Source organism: Anaeromyxobacter sp. PSR-1 (assembly GCF_000964525.1).
In the GTDB taxonomy this organism is placed as follows: Bacteria; Myxococcota; Myxococcia; order Myxococcales; family Anaeromyxobacteraceae; genus Anaeromyxobacter.
In genome coordinates, this window is the sequence record NZ_BAZG01000112.1 from 1 (window position 1) to 13,485 (window position 13,485).

At 76.3% G+C, this 13,485-nt stretch carries 15 protein-coding genes, 1 tRNA gene and 1 pseudogene; 7 read left to right on the plus strand and 10 right to left on the minus strand.

The features are described 5' to 3' along the window. Positions 1–839: pseudogene (locus PSR1_RS15430) on the minus strand (PEGA domain-containing protein); the annotation flags it as partial. A gap of 77 nt (positions 840–916) precedes the next feature. Between PSR1_RS15430 and PSR1_RS15435 the strand changes: the two are divergent. The 3 genes from PSR1_RS15435 to PSR1_RS15445 are packed head-to-tail and all read left to right on the plus strand — an operon-like array spanning position 917 to position 2,980. Beyond that, on the plus strand, positions 917–1,819 hold the full coding sequence (locus PSR1_RS15435; RefSeq protein ID WP_059438385.1) for an HAD family hydrolase: 903 nt from the start codon (positions 917–919) through the stop codon (positions 1,817–1,819). Continuing rightward, complete coding sequence (locus tag PSR1_RS15440) at positions 1,816–2,604, plus strand: SDR family NAD(P)-dependent oxidoreductase (protein ID WP_059438386.1); 789 nt, start codon at positions 1,816–1,818, stop codon at positions 2,602–2,604. The genes PSR1_RS15435 and PSR1_RS15440 overlap by 4 nt, the downstream gene beginning before the upstream one ends. A gap of 37 nt (positions 2,605–2,641) precedes the next feature. Then, a complete protein-coding gene (locus PSR1_RS15445) occupies positions 2,642–2,980 on the plus strand; it encodes a ferredoxin (RefSeq protein WP_059438387.1) in 339 nt (112 codons plus the stop codon). Here the strand turns inward: PSR1_RS15445 and PSR1_RS15450 are convergent. Together PSR1_RS15450 and PSR1_RS15455 are read right to left on the minus strand one after the other, a co-directional pair. Then, complete coding sequence (locus PSR1_RS15450) at positions 2,973–3,821, minus strand: SirB1 family protein (protein WP_059438388.1); 849 nt, start codon at positions 3,819–3,821, stop codon at positions 2,973–2,975. The genes PSR1_RS15445 and PSR1_RS15450 overlap by 8 nt on opposite strands. Continuing rightward, on the minus strand, positions 3,821–4,822 hold the full coding sequence (locus tag PSR1_RS15455) for a BtrH N-terminal domain-containing protein (RefSeq protein ID WP_059438389.1): 1,002 nt from the start codon (positions 4,820–4,822) through the stop codon (positions 3,821–3,823). Before PSR1_RS15455 ends, PSR1_RS15450 begins: the two co-directional genes overlap by 1 nt. A 159-nt stretch (positions 4,823–4,981) precedes the next feature. Here PSR1_RS15455 and PSR1_RS15460 point away from each other — a divergent pair. After that, positions 4,982–5,057, plus strand: a tRNA-Asn gene (locus PSR1_RS15460). Here the strand turns inward: PSR1_RS15460 and PSR1_RS23515 are convergent. Then, positions 5,016–5,633 carry an alpha/beta fold hydrolase gene (locus tag PSR1_RS23515; protein ID WP_272946365.1) on the minus strand — a complete coding sequence of 206 codons (618 nt, stop codon included), beginning with the start codon at positions 5,631–5,633 and terminating at the stop codon, positions 5,016–5,018. The two genes, PSR1_RS15460 and PSR1_RS23515, sit on opposite strands and share 42 nt — an antisense overlap. A gap of 101 nt (positions 5,634–5,734) precedes the next feature. On the opposite strand from PSR1_RS23515, the gene PSR1_RS15465 reads away from it, so the two are divergent. Continuing rightward, positions 5,735–6,595 (plus strand): class I SAM-dependent methyltransferase, encoded by an 861-nt coding sequence (locus PSR1_RS15465; protein WP_059438390.1) that lies wholly within the window; start codon positions 5,735–5,737, stop codon positions 6,593–6,595. A 7-nt stretch (positions 6,596–6,602) separates the two neighbouring features. Here the strand turns inward: PSR1_RS15465 and PSR1_RS15470 are convergent, their stop codons facing one another. The 6 genes from PSR1_RS15470 to PSR1_RS15495 all read right to left on the minus strand — a co-directional run bounded on the left by PSR1_RS15470 (position 6,603) and on the right by PSR1_RS15495 (position 10,114). Next, positions 6,603–7,055: a DUF1801 domain-containing protein gene (locus tag PSR1_RS15470; protein WP_059438391.1), complete on the minus strand. Its 453-nt coding sequence runs from the start codon at positions 7,053–7,055 to the stop codon at positions 6,603–6,605. Beyond that, the gene (locus PSR1_RS15475) at positions 7,052–7,471 is read right to left on the minus strand and encodes a DoxX family protein (protein ID WP_059438392.1); all 420 of its coding nucleotides are present in this window, start codon (positions 7,469–7,471) and stop codon (positions 7,052–7,054) included. The genes PSR1_RS15470 and PSR1_RS15475 overlap by 4 nt, the downstream gene beginning before the upstream one ends. A gap of 8 nt (positions 7,472–7,479) precedes the next feature. Further along, entirely contained in the window at positions 7,480–8,016 is a 537-nt protein-coding gene (locus PSR1_RS15480; RefSeq protein ID WP_059438393.1) for an SRPBCC family protein, read from the minus strand. Beyond that, the gene (locus PSR1_RS15485) at positions 8,013–8,345 is read right to left on the minus strand and encodes a helix-turn-helix transcriptional regulator (protein WP_059438394.1); all 333 of its coding nucleotides are present in this window, start codon (positions 8,343–8,345) and stop codon (positions 8,013–8,015) included. Before PSR1_RS15485 ends, PSR1_RS15480 begins: the two co-directional genes overlap by 4 nt. 78 nt (positions 8,346–8,423) lie before the next feature. Further along, a complete protein-coding gene (locus tag PSR1_RS15490; protein ID WP_059438395.1) occupies positions 8,424–9,239 on the minus strand; it encodes an RNA polymerase sigma factor in 816 nt (271 codons plus the stop codon). Further along, positions 9,236–10,114, minus strand: coding sequence for a haloalkane dehalogenase (locus tag PSR1_RS15495; RefSeq protein WP_059438396.1), 879 nt, complete (start codon positions 10,112–10,114; stop codon positions 9,236–9,238). Before PSR1_RS15495 ends, PSR1_RS15490 begins: the two co-directional genes overlap by 4 nt. 134 nt (positions 10,115–10,248) lie before the next feature. On the opposite strand from PSR1_RS15495, the gene PSR1_RS15500 reads away from it, so the two are divergent. Together PSR1_RS15500 and PSR1_RS15505 are read left to right on the plus strand one after the other, a co-directional pair. Continuing rightward, positions 10,249–10,572 (plus strand): hypothetical protein, encoded by a 324-nt coding sequence (locus tag PSR1_RS15500; protein WP_059438397.1) that lies wholly within the window; start codon positions 10,249–10,251, stop codon positions 10,570–10,572. Positions 10,573–10,906: 334 nt separating this feature from the next. Next, on the plus strand, positions 10,907–13,315 hold the full coding sequence (locus PSR1_RS15505) for a hypothetical protein (RefSeq protein WP_059438398.1): 2,409 nt from the start codon (positions 10,907–10,909) through the stop codon (positions 13,313–13,315). The last annotated feature ends 170 nt before the right edge of the window (positions 13,316–13,485 follow it).

The window sequence follows — 13,485 nt, forward strand, 5'->3', positions numbered from 1 at the left end:
GCGCGGGCCGCACCGGCACGGCGCGCTCCGCGCCCGCCGGCGAGAGCGCGCGGGCCACCATGCGCAGCACCTCGCCGCGCTCGCCCCTCCCCCGCCGGCAGGATCGCCTCGAGGTACGCCGCCATGGCCTCCGGCGGCGCGGCGGGCAGCGCGCCCGCGAGCGCCTCGCCGAGCGCGTCCGCCGACGGGAACGGCTCCTGGCCGCCCGCGCCCAGCGCGCGGTCCACCACCGCGGCGAGCGCCGGCGGGATCCCCGGCCCCTCCAGCGGCGCCGGCGCCGCCGCGGGCGGCTCGCCGGCCAGGCACTCGTGCAGGAGCGCGCCGAGCGCGCGCAGGTCGCCGGCCGGGGTCCCGGCGCCGCCCGTGCCGAGCCCGGAGACGAGGCAGGACCCGTCGTCGGCCACCAGCACCCGCTCCGGCGCGAGCGCGCCGTGGGCGAGCGGCTGGCCCTCGCCCGCGTCCACCGCGTGGACGGCCGCGAGCGCCGCGCACGCGTCGAGCCCGGCGCGGAGGACCAGCTCCGGCGGGAGGCGGCCAGCGCCGTCCAGCAGCGCGCGCAGCGTGGCGCCGCGCCGGTGCGCCTCCACCGCCACCAGCGCCTCGCCGAGCGTCTCCAGCCCGAGGACCGGGACGGCGTTCGGGTGGTGCACCCGCGCGGCGGCCTCGGCGTCGCGCACCAGCGCGGCGAGCCGCGCCGGGTCGTCGGTGAGCGCGGCCGGCGCGTACGCGAGCACCACGGCGCGGGGGGCGCCACCGCGCCGGTCCACCGCGAGGGCGCGCCGCCAGCCGGCGGCGTCGTGCAGGGGCGTGATCACCTGGAAGCGTTCGTTCGCGGTCACGCGCGGATATTAGCAAGGGACCGCCGGAAGGCGCGTCCCCGGTGGCGGCTGCGGCCCCACCCGGCTACCATGCGCGCGTGCCGAGCATCCGGGCGGTCGTCACCGACCTCGACAACACGCTGTATCCGTGGGTGGACTACATCGTCCCCGCCCTGGAGGCGATGATCGACTCCCTGGTGGCCACCACCGGGCTGCCGCGCATCCGGATCGTCCAGTCGCTGAAGGCGGTGTACGCGCAGTACGAGTCGAACGAGTACCCGTTCGCGATCCAGCTGTCGGACATCTTCCGGCCGTACGAGGCGGACTTCGACTCGTTCAACGCGCTGGTGGTGGACCCGGCCCGGCTGGCGTTCCGGGCGGCGCGCGACCGCTACCTGAAGCCCTACCCCGGCGTGCGCGAGACGCTCGACCAGCTCCGCGCCCGCGGGCTGAAGGTGGTGGCGCTCACCGACGCGCCGCGGAACGCGGCCGAGCTGCGCCTCAAGCACCTGAAGCTCGACGGCCACTTCGACGCGCTCTACACGCTCCCGTTCTTCCCGCTCCCGGAGAACGTCGCCCCCGAGATCCGGCGCAAGGAGGAGGAGGGCCACTACCGCGGGAAGACGCCGGTGGTGGAGCTCCCGCGCGACGCGGAGAAGCCGAACCCCGCCGGCCTGCGGCGCATCCTCGCCGACCTCGGCCTGCGCGGCCCCGAGGTCATCTACGTCGGCGACAACGTCAAGAAGGACATGGCGGTGGCGAAGGCGTGCGGCGCGGTGGGCGTGTGGGCGGAGTACGGCACCTACGTCTCGAAGGAGTACCGCGACCGGCTCGCCGTCATCTCCGCGCGGACGGTCACGCAGCGGCACGTCGCCGACGAGGCCCAGGGGCGCTGGCCGCTCGCCATCTCCAGCTTCGTCCAGGTGCTGGACGTGCTGGACGGCGCGCGCTGGACGCCCGCCCGGCGCGCGGCGAGCCGGCGCGGCAGGAGGGCGCGATGACCGTGGTGGCGCGGTACTCGGACCTCGCCGGGCGGAGGGCCCTGGTGACGGGCGGGTCCTCGGGCATCGGGCTCGGCATCGCCGAGGCGCTGCTCGGGCAGGGCGCGCGGGTCGCCGTCCAGTACCGGTCCGGCCGGGCCGCGGCCGAGGCGCTCGCGGCCCGCCACCCCGGGCAGGCGGTGGCGATCGGCGCCGACCTCGGCACCGAGGCCGGCTGCGTCGCCTGCGTGCGCGAGGCCGCGGCCGCGCTGGGCGGCCTCGACCAGCTGGTCCACTCGGCCGGGATCTGGAACGAGGCGCCCATCGCCACGATCCGCGCCGGGCAGCTGGAGGAGATCTTCCGGGTGAACGTGTTCAGCGCGTTCTACCTGGTCCGCGAGGCGCTCCCGCACCTCGGGCGCGACGGGCGCGGCAACGTCGTCTTCATCGGCTCCACCGCCGGCCAGCGCGGCGAGGCGCGGCACGCGCACTACGCGGCGTCGAAGGGCGCGCTCCAGTCGCTGGCCATGAGCCTCGCGGTCGAGCTCGCCCCCGGCACGCGCGTGAACCTCGTCTCCCCCGGCTGGATCCGCACGCCCATGGCCGCGGCCGCGCTCGACGAGACCGGGGCCGCCATCGCCGCCACCCTGCCCAACCGCCGCCTCGGCGAGGTGGACGACGTGGTGCAGGCGGTGCTGTACCTCGCGAGCGAGGCCTCCGGGCACCTCGTCGGCGAGGACCTGGCCGTCTCCGGCGGCGCGCTGCTGGTGGTGCCGCGCGGCCAGCTCGTGCCGCGCGGGCCCTGACCTGGCGGCGCGCGGAGGCCGGCGCTAGATCCGCGCCATGCGCTTCCGCCACCACGTCTTCGTCTGCGAGAACCACCGGGACCCGTCGGATCCGCGCGGCGCCTGCGGCAACAAGGGCAGCGAGGCGATCCGCGCCGCGCTCAAGGCGGAGGTCGCCCGGCGCGGCCTGAAGGCGCAGGTGCGCGTGAACGGCGCCGGGTGCCTGGACGCGTGCGCGTTCGGGCCGTCGATCGTGGTCTACCCGGAGGGCGTCTGGTACGGGCACGTCTCGCCCGCGGACGTGCCGGAGATCGTGGAGCGGCACCTGGTGGGCGGCGCGCCGGTGGAGCGGCTCCGGCTCCCGCGGCTGGAGGGGCGCGAGCCGCCCGTCAGTTGAGCAGCGCGCCGCGCCCCGCCCGCAGCCCGGCCACGGTGGCGCGCACCTCGTCGGCGTCGGCCGCCGCGGGCGCGAGCGCCAGGTACGCCTCCAGGTCGCGGATGGCGGCGGCCGCCCCGCCCAGCCGCGCCGCCGCGAGGCCCCGGTCGCGCAGCGCCTCGCGCTGGCCCGGGGCGAGCAGCAGGATGCGGTCGAGCACCCAGAACAGCCGCACGTCGTCCTTCCGCTCCGCGTAGACGCGCTTCAGGTTCTGCAGCATGCGGGCGAGGATCTGGCGCGGCGACACCGCGGCGAGGTAGCGAGGGTCGAGGTCCTTGCCGCCGGTGCGCGCCTTGTAGCGCGCCACGCACTCGTCGGCCGAGAGCATCTCGCCGCCGTGGTAGGCGTCCACGAACACCTCCACGCCGCCGGGCGAGACGTACTTCGCGAGGAAGTGGCCCGGGAAGCCGACCCCCTCCAGCCGCAGCCCGGCGCGGCGCCCGACCTCGATGTAGACCAGCGCCAGCGTGATGGGGATGCCGAGCCGGCGATCCAGGACGTCGTTGAGGAACGAGTTGCGCGGGTCGTAGTAGTCGTCGTCGTTGCCGCGGAGCCCCTCCTCGTCGTGGAGCACCTCGCGGAGCGCCCGGAGCGCCGAGGCGGCGCGCACCGGCCCGGGGACCCGGCGCGCCACGCGCGCGGCGAGGTCGTCGAGCCGCGTGAGGTACGCCTCCGGCTCGAGCGCCGGGTACTCCTCCTGCGCGATCGCCAGCGCCGCCTCGTCGAGCGGGACCGGGTCGCGCCCCAGGAGCTCCGCGAAGCGCGCGCGCGCGCGGCCCTCCAGATCTCGCGTCAGCGTCATCAGGGCACCCGCGCCGCCACGTCCTCGTGGTACCGCCGCTCCGCCTGCGCCAGCGCGCGCGCCTGCGCCGCCAGCTCCGGGGAGACCGCGCCCCCGGGCACCTCGCCCGTCGCCCGCAGCCCCTCGGCGAGCGCGCTCCAGCCGGCCGCGAGCGCGTCCATCCGGTCCGCCAGGCCGAGCGCCGCGAGCCCGGGGAGCGCCGCCTCCGCCTCGCGGAGGAAGCGGGCGTACAGCGCCCGGAACAGCCCGCCGCCGGTGCCGCGCTTCTCGGTCACCTGCCACGCGTACCGGAAGCACCAGGCCCGGTCCGCCTCGCCGGTCGCGCGCGCCGGCCAGTCCGGCAGCTCCGCCGCGAAGCGCTCGATCGCCGACACGCCCGCGAAGCCGTCCGGATCGAGCAGCATCTCGCGCGCCTGGCGCCGGAGCGCCTCCCGGACCGCCTCGCCGAGCGGGCGCGGCGGGGCCGGCGCGTCCACCTCCAGCCACGGGTTGCCGCCCGTCCCGAACGGCGGCGCGATGGAGGCGCGGGCGCGGGCCAGCGCGTCGAGCGGGACGGCCTCGAGGCCGGGCCGATCCGTGTCGGCCAGCCAGGCGATCCCGCGCGCCGCGTCGTGGCCGGCGAGCACCACCCGGTGGCCGCCGAAGCGCGTGCGGCTGCCCCAGTACGGCAGCTCCGCGAGATCGGTGGACAGGATCGGCGCGAGCCCGCGCTCCAGGGCGGCGCGAGCGCCCTCCCAGGCGGCGCCGGGGTCGTCGGCGCTCCGCTCCACGGCGGAGAGGCCGAGCACCTCGCAGGCGGCGCGCTCCAGGTGCGCGGAGCGGCCCACGAACAGGTGGCTCGGCGACAGCTCCGGCGCCGAGAGGTAATAGAAGCCCAGCCCCGCGCCCAGGCCGAACGCCAGGGGCTCGGACAGCGCCACGCCGCGGACGCGCAGCGCGTCCGCGAGCGCGGTGGAGCCGCAGTGCAGGCCGGGCCTGTGCTCGAAGCCGGGCAGGATCACCGGAGGAGTATAGCGGCCGGGGCACGCTGCACGACTTCCCGGCGCCCTGGCCGAGGGTCGCCCGCCCCGGCGCCGGGCGCCGCGCGGCCGATGCACCGGCTGGGGGCGCTACCCCCTTGACGGCGCCCCGGCCCTTCTCTAGATTCGCGCCCCTGCCATTCCCCAGTAGCTCAGTTGGCAGAGCAGGTGACTGTTAATCACCGGGTCGCATGTTCGAGTCATGCCTGGGGAGCCATCTCGACGGAGCCCCCGGGGCGCGAGCCCCGGGGGCTTCGTGTTTCCGGCGTCCGGCGCGGATCACCCCGCCGGCGCGAGCGGGGACCGGAGGATGTCGCGGGCGTGCGTCCACGGCGTAGCCGTCGGCGCCCTGCGCGAAGCCCTCGTCGAGCGCGCGCCGGTAGGCCGCGTCGAAGCGCGGCTCCGCGTACACCGCGCGATCTGCCTCGCCGCTCGCCGCCAGCACCATGCCGCGCATCCGCTCGGCGTTCATCGTCCGGAAGCGCGCGGCGGCGCCCTCCGGGTCCGCCGCCACGCGCCGGACCAGCCCGCGCACGTCGGGCACGAGGCGCTCGGCGAGGTGCGGGGCGGCGAGCTCGTCGCTGCCCGACACGATCGCCGCGCCCTCGACCACGCCCGCCGCCGCGCACGCCAGCGCGAACGGCGCGCCCTGCGAGAACCCCACGATCCGCGCCGGGCGCAGCCCGCGGGCAGCGACCACCTCGCCGACGTCGCGCGCCCAGTCGCGCAGGGTGCGCCCCGGATCCGGGTCCGACCGCCCGAGCCCCGGCCGGTCGAGCGCCACCAGCCGCACGCGCAGCGCGTCCGCGCGAGACTACACGGGCGCCACCAGGTGGGCGATGATTCCACCTGCGGGGCCGCCGGGCCGCTCGCGAACCCCCGAGGAGGCCTCCCATGCCGGACAGCTCACCCAAGGCGGCCCCCGACGACACCGCCGTCCGCGTGGCGCTGTGGCGCGCTCTGCACGTCCTGGCCGACCCTCCGCCGCACGTGCACGAGGACACGGTCGGCCTCGCGCTCGCGGCGCCGGCCGACGGCTGGCGGCAGCGGCCCGACATGAGCGCGTTCACGCGGCCGTTCCGCGCGTCGATCGTGGCCCGCGCGCGGTTCGTCGAGGACCTCCTCGAGGAGCAGGTGGCCCGCGGCGTGGGGCAGTACGTGGTCCTCGGGGCGGGCCTGGACACGTTCGCGCTGCGCCGGCCCGAGCTCGGCGCGCGGCTGCGCGTGTTCGAGGTGGATCAGCCGGGCACGCAGGCCTGGAAGCAGCGGCGCCTGGCCGAGCTCGGCCTCGCCGTCCCCCCGTCCCTGCGGTTCGTGCCGGTGGACCTCGAGCAGGGCGATGCCTGGCTGGCGCGCCTCGCCGCCTCCGGCTTCGACGCCGGGTGGCCGGCGGTCGTCGCGTCCACCGGGGTCAGCATGTACCTCACGAAGGAGGCGGTCGCGTCCACGCTCCGGGCGGCCGCGTCGCTCGCCGGGGGCTCGACGCTCGTGATGTCGTTCATGCTGCCCATCGAGCGGGCCGAGCCGGCGGTCCGCCCCGGGATCGAGGCGGCCGCGCGCGGCGCGCGCGCGAACGGCACGCCATGGCTGAGCTTCTTCGAGCCCGAGGAGATCCTCGCGCTGGCGCGCGAGGCGGGTTTCCCGGGCGCGAGGCACGTGTCGGCGGACGCGCTCAGCGCGCGCTACTTCGCGGGGCGCACGGACGGCCTGCGCCTCCCCAGCAACTCCGAGGAGCTGCTGGTCGCGACCACCTGAGCGTCGCTCACGCGCGCCGCCGGGCCGGACGCCGCGCCTTCGGCTTCGCCCTCGCCTCGAGGTTGAGCGCCACCGCGGCGCGGACGAGCGCCTTCAGCGCCTTCGCGTCGAGCGCCTCGCCCTCCCGGAGGTCGATGGCCCGGCGGACCTTCCCGTCGAGGCTCGAGTTGAACAGGCCCGCCGGGTCCGGCAGCGCGGCGCCGCGGGCGAACGTGAGCTTGACCACGCGCTGGTACGTCTCGCCCGTGCACACGATGCCCGCGTGCGACCAGACCGGCGTCCCCATCCACTTCAGCTCCTCGACGATCTCGGGGTCGGCCCCGTGGACGATCGCGCGCACCCTCGCGAGCGTCTCCCCGCGCCAGTCCCCCAGCGCCTCGATCTTCCGGTCGAGCTCCGCGGAGGCGGATCCGGCCGGCGCACGCTTCCTCGCGCCGGCCTGCGGTGCGCGCGGCGTCACGCGCTCACCAGCCCGGTGCGCAGGCGCCAGAGGACGTAGGAGAGCGCCCACAGCACGCCGGTGCCGGCCGCCCAGCCCCACGCCTCGGGTCCGTCGCCCACCGCGACGTGCGCCACGACCGCCGAGGCGACGTCCACGGCGAAGCCGGCGTAGGCCCACTCCTTCAGCCGCGCCGGCACCGGCGCCAGCAGGAGCGCCACCCCGAGGAGCTTCGCCAGCGAGAGCTCCACCCGGAAATACGCGGGGAACCCGAGGTGCGCGAACGCCTCCGCGACCTGCGGCAGCCGGAGCTGCGCGTAGGCGGTGAACGTCATCTGGAGGCAGAAGAGCGCGGTGACGGCCCAGTAGCCGAGGGTCGTGGCGCGCGAGGGGGTCCGGACGGCCACCGGGGCCGGGGTCTGCAGGATCGTTTCCACGTTCGCTCCTAGGCGGACTCGCCGCCGAACTGCGCCGCGTACTCGCCCACCAGCCGCTGCCAGCCGGCGAGCTTCAGGGCGTCCGCGCCCACGATGCGCCCCATCGGCTCGCCCGCCAGGCGCCGGTCCAGGACGTCCAGGCAGACGTGCCAGCCCGCGGCGCCCCACGAGACGAAGCGCCGGTCGATGCCGTGCCAGAGCGTGAGTCGCGTGCCCCCGGCGATGGGCTCGAGCTCCCAGCGCAGCTCGCCGTCGCCCCAGGTGTACTCGAGCAGCCTGGGCGCCTCGGCCCGCCTCACGGCGGACGCGGAGACCTGCGGGGTCGGCGCGCCGACGGTCGAGAGCGTCACCGGCCCGACCGCGCCCAGGTCCCGATCGGCGTCGAAGGGCGCCCACGCGGACAGCTGCGCGGGATCGGTCAGCGCCTGCCAGACCCTCGCCGGCGGATGGCGGAGGTCCCGCACCAGGACGAGCGTCCAGCGCTCGCCTTCCTTCCGGACCTTCGCCCCTGCCGCCGGGCCGGGCACGTACTCGCGGCTGCTCATCGCTTGGTTCCTTTCGGTGCGTCCTGCTCCATGCGGTCGAGGTGGCGCTCGAGCGCGTCCACGTGGACCGTCCAGAAGCGCCGGAACGGCTCGAGCCACGCGTCGATCTCCCGGAGCGGCTCGGGCCGGATCCGGTAGACGCGCCGCTGGGCCTCGACCCGCGCCTCCACCAGGCCCGCCTCGCGCAGCACGCGGAGGTGCTTGGACACCGACGTCTGCGGAAGGCGGAGCCGGCGCTCGAGCTCGCCGACGGACCGCTCCGAGGACGCCAGCAGTCCCAGGATGGCCCGGCGGTTCGGCTCGGCGATGGCGGCGAAGGACGTTTCCACGCGGCGTTATATGCCGCTTCGTTCATATTCTCGCAAGCACACCGACGGGGCGTGGGCGCTCCTCACAGGGCGGGCAGATCAGCTCCAGCTCGCCGCCTCGATCATCGAGCGGACGCGCGCCGCGAAGTCCTCCGGCGCGGGCGGCCGCGGCTGCGCACGGTAGAGCTGCAGCGACCGGCGCGCCTCCGCGATCTCGCCCATCGCGCGCAGCGTCTCGAGCGAGGTCCGCGAGGCCGACACGGCGTAGTCCAGGCGCGCCGGGTCGAGCCGTCCGCGCTCGACGTTGAGGTTCACCTGGTGCGCGCACCGGCACCGGTTGGCGGGGTCCGCCACGCCGCAGTGCCTGGCCAGGAACGCGTCCAGCGCCGCCCGGGCGCGCGAGAGCCGCTTGCGGAAGGCGGCCTCCGAGATCCCGAGCGCGTGGGCCGCGTCCGAGGCCTCCAGCTCGCAGATCGCGCCGAGCACGAACGCGATCCGCTGCCCGCGATCGAGCGCCTGCAGCATGGCCTGCGTGCACCCGATGAACACCTGCTCCTCGAGCAGCCGCTCCTCGGCGCGGGCGAGCGTGCCCGGCGCGATCTCGCCGGGCTCCTCCCCGAGCTCGCCGGCGAGCCGCTCGAACGTCCACCGGCGCGCGCGGCGCCGGGAGCGGAGGAGATGGCGCGTCGCGACCCGGTACGCCCAGGTGGTGACTGCGGCCTCGCCGCGGAAGCCGGAGAGCTGGGTGACGACGAGCACCAGGATCTCCTGCGTCGCGTCGCGCGCCTGCTCGCGGTCGCCGAGCACGCGGAGGGCGAGCCCGTACATCGGATCCTGGAGCCCGCGGACCAGCTGCTCGAGCGCGGCACGGTCGCCGGCCCGGGCGCGCGCCGCGAGGCCGTCGAGCGCGCTCACGGGAGGCGCCCCAGCTCGAGGAGGAACGCGCGGATCGCGGCCGCGATCTCCGGGGCGGAGTCCTCCTGCAGGAAGTGCAGCCCGCGCACGGTCACCTCGCGCTGATTGGGCCACCGGCGGCACGCCTCCCGCAAGCGCCCGGTCAGGATGCGCCCGGGCTCCGCGTTGACGAAGAGCTTGGGCACCGGCGCCCCGGCGAGCCAGCGCGCGTAGCGCTCGACCTCCTCGCACACCTCGGGCGGCTCCCCGTCGATGGGGAGCTGTCGCGGCCAGGACAGCGTCGGGCGCCGCCCCTCGCCGGGCGCACGGAACGGGCGGCGGTACTCGTCCAGCTCGGCGGGCTCGAGCCGCCGCAGCACGCTCGCGGGGAGCACCTGCTCCACGAAGGCGTTCTGCTCCAGCACCAGCCGCTCTCCCTCGGACGAGCGCAGGCGCTGGAACAGGGCGCGCGGGCCGGGCGGCCACTCGTCCCAGCGCATCGTCCCCGCGATCGCCTCCATGTAGACGATCGCGCCGACGCGCTCCGGGTGCCGTCGCGCCCAGTCGAACCCGAGCGCGGAGCCCCAGTCGTGCACGACGAGCGTGACGTCGTCGAGGTCGAGCGCGTCGAGGAAGCCGTCGAGGCAGGCGCGGTGATCGAAGAAGGAGTACGCGCCCGGCCCGCTGGCCGGGAGCTTGTCGGAGTCTCCCATGCCCAGGAGGTCCGGCGCGATGCAGCGCGCCGAGCCGGACAGGGGCCCGAGGACGTCGCGCCAGAGGAAGGAGGAGGTCGGGTTGCCGTGCAGGAACACGATCGGGCGGCCGGCGCCGCGATCGACGTAGGCGATCGAGAGGTCGTGGACGCGAACGCGCTTCTTCTCGAGGGGCGTGGTCATGCCCGCTTCGTGTCCTCGCGCCGGTCGCCCGTGACGGGAAATCGACCGTCCCTCGCGGACCGGAAGGGCCGTCCCCCGCCGGCCCCGCGGGCACCGCAAGCGACCCACCCCGGGCCCGCGGCTACAGCCCGCCCATGACGATGGAGATCGCCGTGCTGCACCGGGCCGCCTGCGCGACGGTGGTGGACTACCGCTGCCGCGCCCGCCCGGGCGATCCGGCGGTCGAGGAGCGCCACCGCGACCTCTCGCTCTCGTACGTCCGCCGAGGGAGCTTCGGCTACCGGTCGCGCGGCGCGGCGCACGAGCTGGTCGCGGGCGCGACGCTGGTCGGGCACGCGGGCGAGGCGTACCGCTGCACGCACGACCACCACGGCGGCGGGGACGAGTGCCTGTCCTTCCAGTTCTCCGCGGACGCGCTCGAGGCGCTGGGCGCGGCGCCGCGGCCCTGGCCGGCCTGAGCCCGTTCCACTTCCTGCGCGTGTTCCGGCGCGTGCTCGGCGTCACGCCGCACCAGTTCGCCGCGTTCGCGCTCGACCCGGATGGCAACAACGTCGAGGCGGTGTTCCTCGCCTGACGCGGGCGGGCGGGGCCGCGCGGGGACGCGGACCGCCGCGCTCGCCCCCGCGCGCCCCAGACGAAGACCCGGACCTCGGGTACACGTCCCGTGCGGCACGTGAACGTGGGATGGCGCGCAGGGCGAACGCCTGCTGTCGTGCCGCACCACGGGGAAGGCGCTGCCGGCGGATCGACGCCGCCGAGCGACCCGGGACGGGGCCGCGGGGGGCCCGACGGATGACGAAGACTTCGGCGGTGCTCGCGCTCGCGCTCGCGATCGCGGGCTGTGGCGGCGGCGGCGACAGCGCGGCGCGGGTCGGACAGGTCATCACGGTGGTGCGAACCGACGCCTTGACGGCGCCGGACCAGGTGACGGCGGTGAAGGTGTTCGCCTCGCCGGCGAACGTCACGCAGGATCTGGCGCACCAGCCGGACGGCACGTTCGGCGGCGTCCTCACCCTCCCGGTCGGCGTGCAGACCATCACGGTGTCGGTCTACGCGGGACAGACCGTCGTCGGCACCGGCGCCGCCACGGTGTCCATCCAGGCGAACGCGACCTCGCAGGTCACGCTCCGGATCGTGGACAGCACCGGCCCCGGGCCCACGCCCGGCCAGGGACCGGTCATCGTGGCGCTCTCTGCCTCGAAGACCACGCCCGTGGTGGGCGAGTCGATCGCGCTGAGCGCGCGCGTGGTGGCGCCGGCGGGCGCCACGGTGACCTATGCCTGGACGCAGGACTGCGCCAGCGGCACCTTCACCGCGCCAGCCGCCGAGTCCACGAGCTGGTCCTCGAGCGCGGCGGGCGCGTGCGCGCTCACCCTGACCGCGACCGCGAACGGCCTCGCCGACGCGAGCGCGATCGCGATCCAGGTGCTCGTCCCCGGAGCAGGCACCGGGTCGGTCTCGATCGTCGGCACCTTCGTGCCGCGCACGACGATCAGCGCCATCGCCGCGTACCCGTCCCCCACCGCCACGGTCGCCGGCTGCACCGTGAGCCGCACCGGCACCGACGCGACCTGCCGGATGCCGGTCCACTCCGGCCAGGCCATCGGCATCACCCTCGATCCCGGCGCGGCCGCCGGCGCCGCGACCTACGCGCTCCGGGACGGCTGTGGCGGCGCGACCGCCCCGGGCGCGTCGGCCTCCTCGTTCCAGTGGACGGCGCCGCCGGCGGGCGGCTTCTGCGTGCTCACCGCGACGAAGGTCGAGGACGGCGTGGCCGACGCCTTCGCGTTCGGGCTCTACGCCGACCCGGTGCTCGCGCCGTCCCCGCGGCAGGCCTTCGATTGGACGCCGCACGCGGTGGGGGCAGCGACCCCGCCCCATGCCTTCGTCGAGCAAGCCACGACGGCCGCGCACGTCGTCTGGAACGGCTCGACCTTCGCGGACACCCTCGGGCGGATCACCTTCGTGCCGCAGGGCGCGCTGCCGTCCACGACCGCCGTGGGCCTCTGGAGCCCGGCCGAGACGCTGGTCGGACCGTGGGCCACCGGCGCGACCCGGTTCGTGGCCGACGCGGCGCACGGCGCGACGGCGGTGGACACCTCTGGCGACTTCACGGTCTGCGTGAAGTTCAAGCCCGGCCTCCATCCCGGGATGACGGCGCCGAACAAGACGCTGGTAGCGCGCGGGCAGGCCGAGTTCCCCACCGCGGAGTGGCCGGAGGGCTGGGCGCTCATGCAGATGCACGAGGCGTACTGCTTCCACTACCTCACCGCCACGGGCGGCGGTGCCATCATGTCTCCGGACACGAGCGTGACGCCGGAGGCCGTCGCGACCTACGCGTTCGACTACATGTGTGGCGGGCGCGCCGGCGCACAGATCCTCGCCGGCGCCCACGGGCAGAGCGGCGCGCTCCCGACGGCGGTGGCCACCACGTTCACCGCCGAGCAGCTCCTGCCGCTGTCCATCGGCGCGTACCCGACCGGCGACGATCCCACGCTGGATGCCTCGGTCTACGAGGTGATCTTCGACACGCGTCCTGCCACGGTCGACACCTTCCGCGACATCGTGGGCGCGGCGGAGGGCACGCGGCTGGCAAACGGCGCGGTCTGGATCCCGCCCCGCGTGGCCGGGGAGAGCGCGACCGGTGCCGACGGCCTGAGCTACTCGCTCCCGCCGTACGCGAACCCGGGGCGCTGGCCGGTCCCGGTCGTGGATGGGACCGTCCCGGGCAACGCCCAGCTCGCCTACCGCAGGCCGCTCGCGGAGCGGACCTCCACGACCGGCTACTGTGTCGGCGCAGAGCTGGTCGCGGACGGCGCATGGACCGACGTCGGCGGCGTCGTCCTCGCGTTCATCGACGACGCGGCCACGCAGTCCACCCGGCTCTACCTCGACCCCCGCGTCTGCTTCGCGACGCAGGCCTCGGGGCAGGCGGCGACGTCGGCGTGCAGCGCCTCGGCGCCGCTCTACGCCACCTGGGCGCCGGGCTCGCTGCACCGGTTCACCGCCTGCGCCGACGCCGCCACCGGCGCGCTGACCGCCTACGTGGACGGCGCCGCGGCGTCCGTGCTGCCCGCCGGGACCACCGGCGGCGTGCCCGATCTCTCCACCGGCGTTCTCACCATCGGCTCCAGCCTGGGCGGCGCCAGCATCTCGCGCGTCTTCGCCTGCCCGTTCGCGGACCCGGTGCGCTGTCACTGAGCCCGGCGCGAGCCGGCGCGCGCGGGTGCCCGCCGGCTCCGCCGCGTCGGTCGGAGCCGCGCCGTCGCCGCCGCGCCCAGGTCAGGGGGACGCCGCCGGTGCCTGGAGGCGGAGCGGCTGGCCGGCCCGGTAGCGGGCCAGGGTCGCGCGCGCGTCGTCCGCCTGCGCGG

Coding starts and splice junctions, on each gene's coding strand:
- PSR1_RS15450 (WP_059438388.1), bottom strand. CDS start 3,821: ATGACGCTGACGCGAGATCTGGAGGGCCGCGCGCGCGCGCGCTTCGCG.
- PSR1_RS15495 (WP_059438396.1), bottom strand. CDS start 10,114: ATGACCACGCCCCTCGAGAAGAAGCGCGTTCGCGTCCACGACCTCTCG.
- PSR1_RS15480 (WP_059438393.1), bottom strand. CDS start 8,016: ATGAGCAGCCGCGAGTACGTGCCCGGCCCGGCGGCAGGGGCGAAGGTC.
- PSR1_RS15465 (WP_059438390.1), top strand. CDS start 5,735: ATGCCGGACAGCTCACCCAAGGCGGCCCCCGACGACACCGCCGTCCGC.
- PSR1_RS15440 (WP_059438386.1), top strand. CDS start 1,816: ATGACCGTGGTGGCGCGGTACTCGGACCTCGCCGGGCGGAGGGCCCTG.
- PSR1_RS15445 (WP_059438387.1), top strand. CDS start 2,642: ATGCGCTTCCGCCACCACGTCTTCGTCTGCGAGAACCACCGGGACCCG.
- PSR1_RS15505 (WP_059438398.1), top strand. CDS start 10,907: ATGACGAAGACTTCGGCGGTGCTCGCGCTCGCGCTCGCGATCGCGGGC.
- PSR1_RS15500 (WP_059438397.1), top strand. CDS start 10,249: ATGACGATGGAGATCGCCGTGCTGCACCGGGCCGCCTGCGCGACGGTG.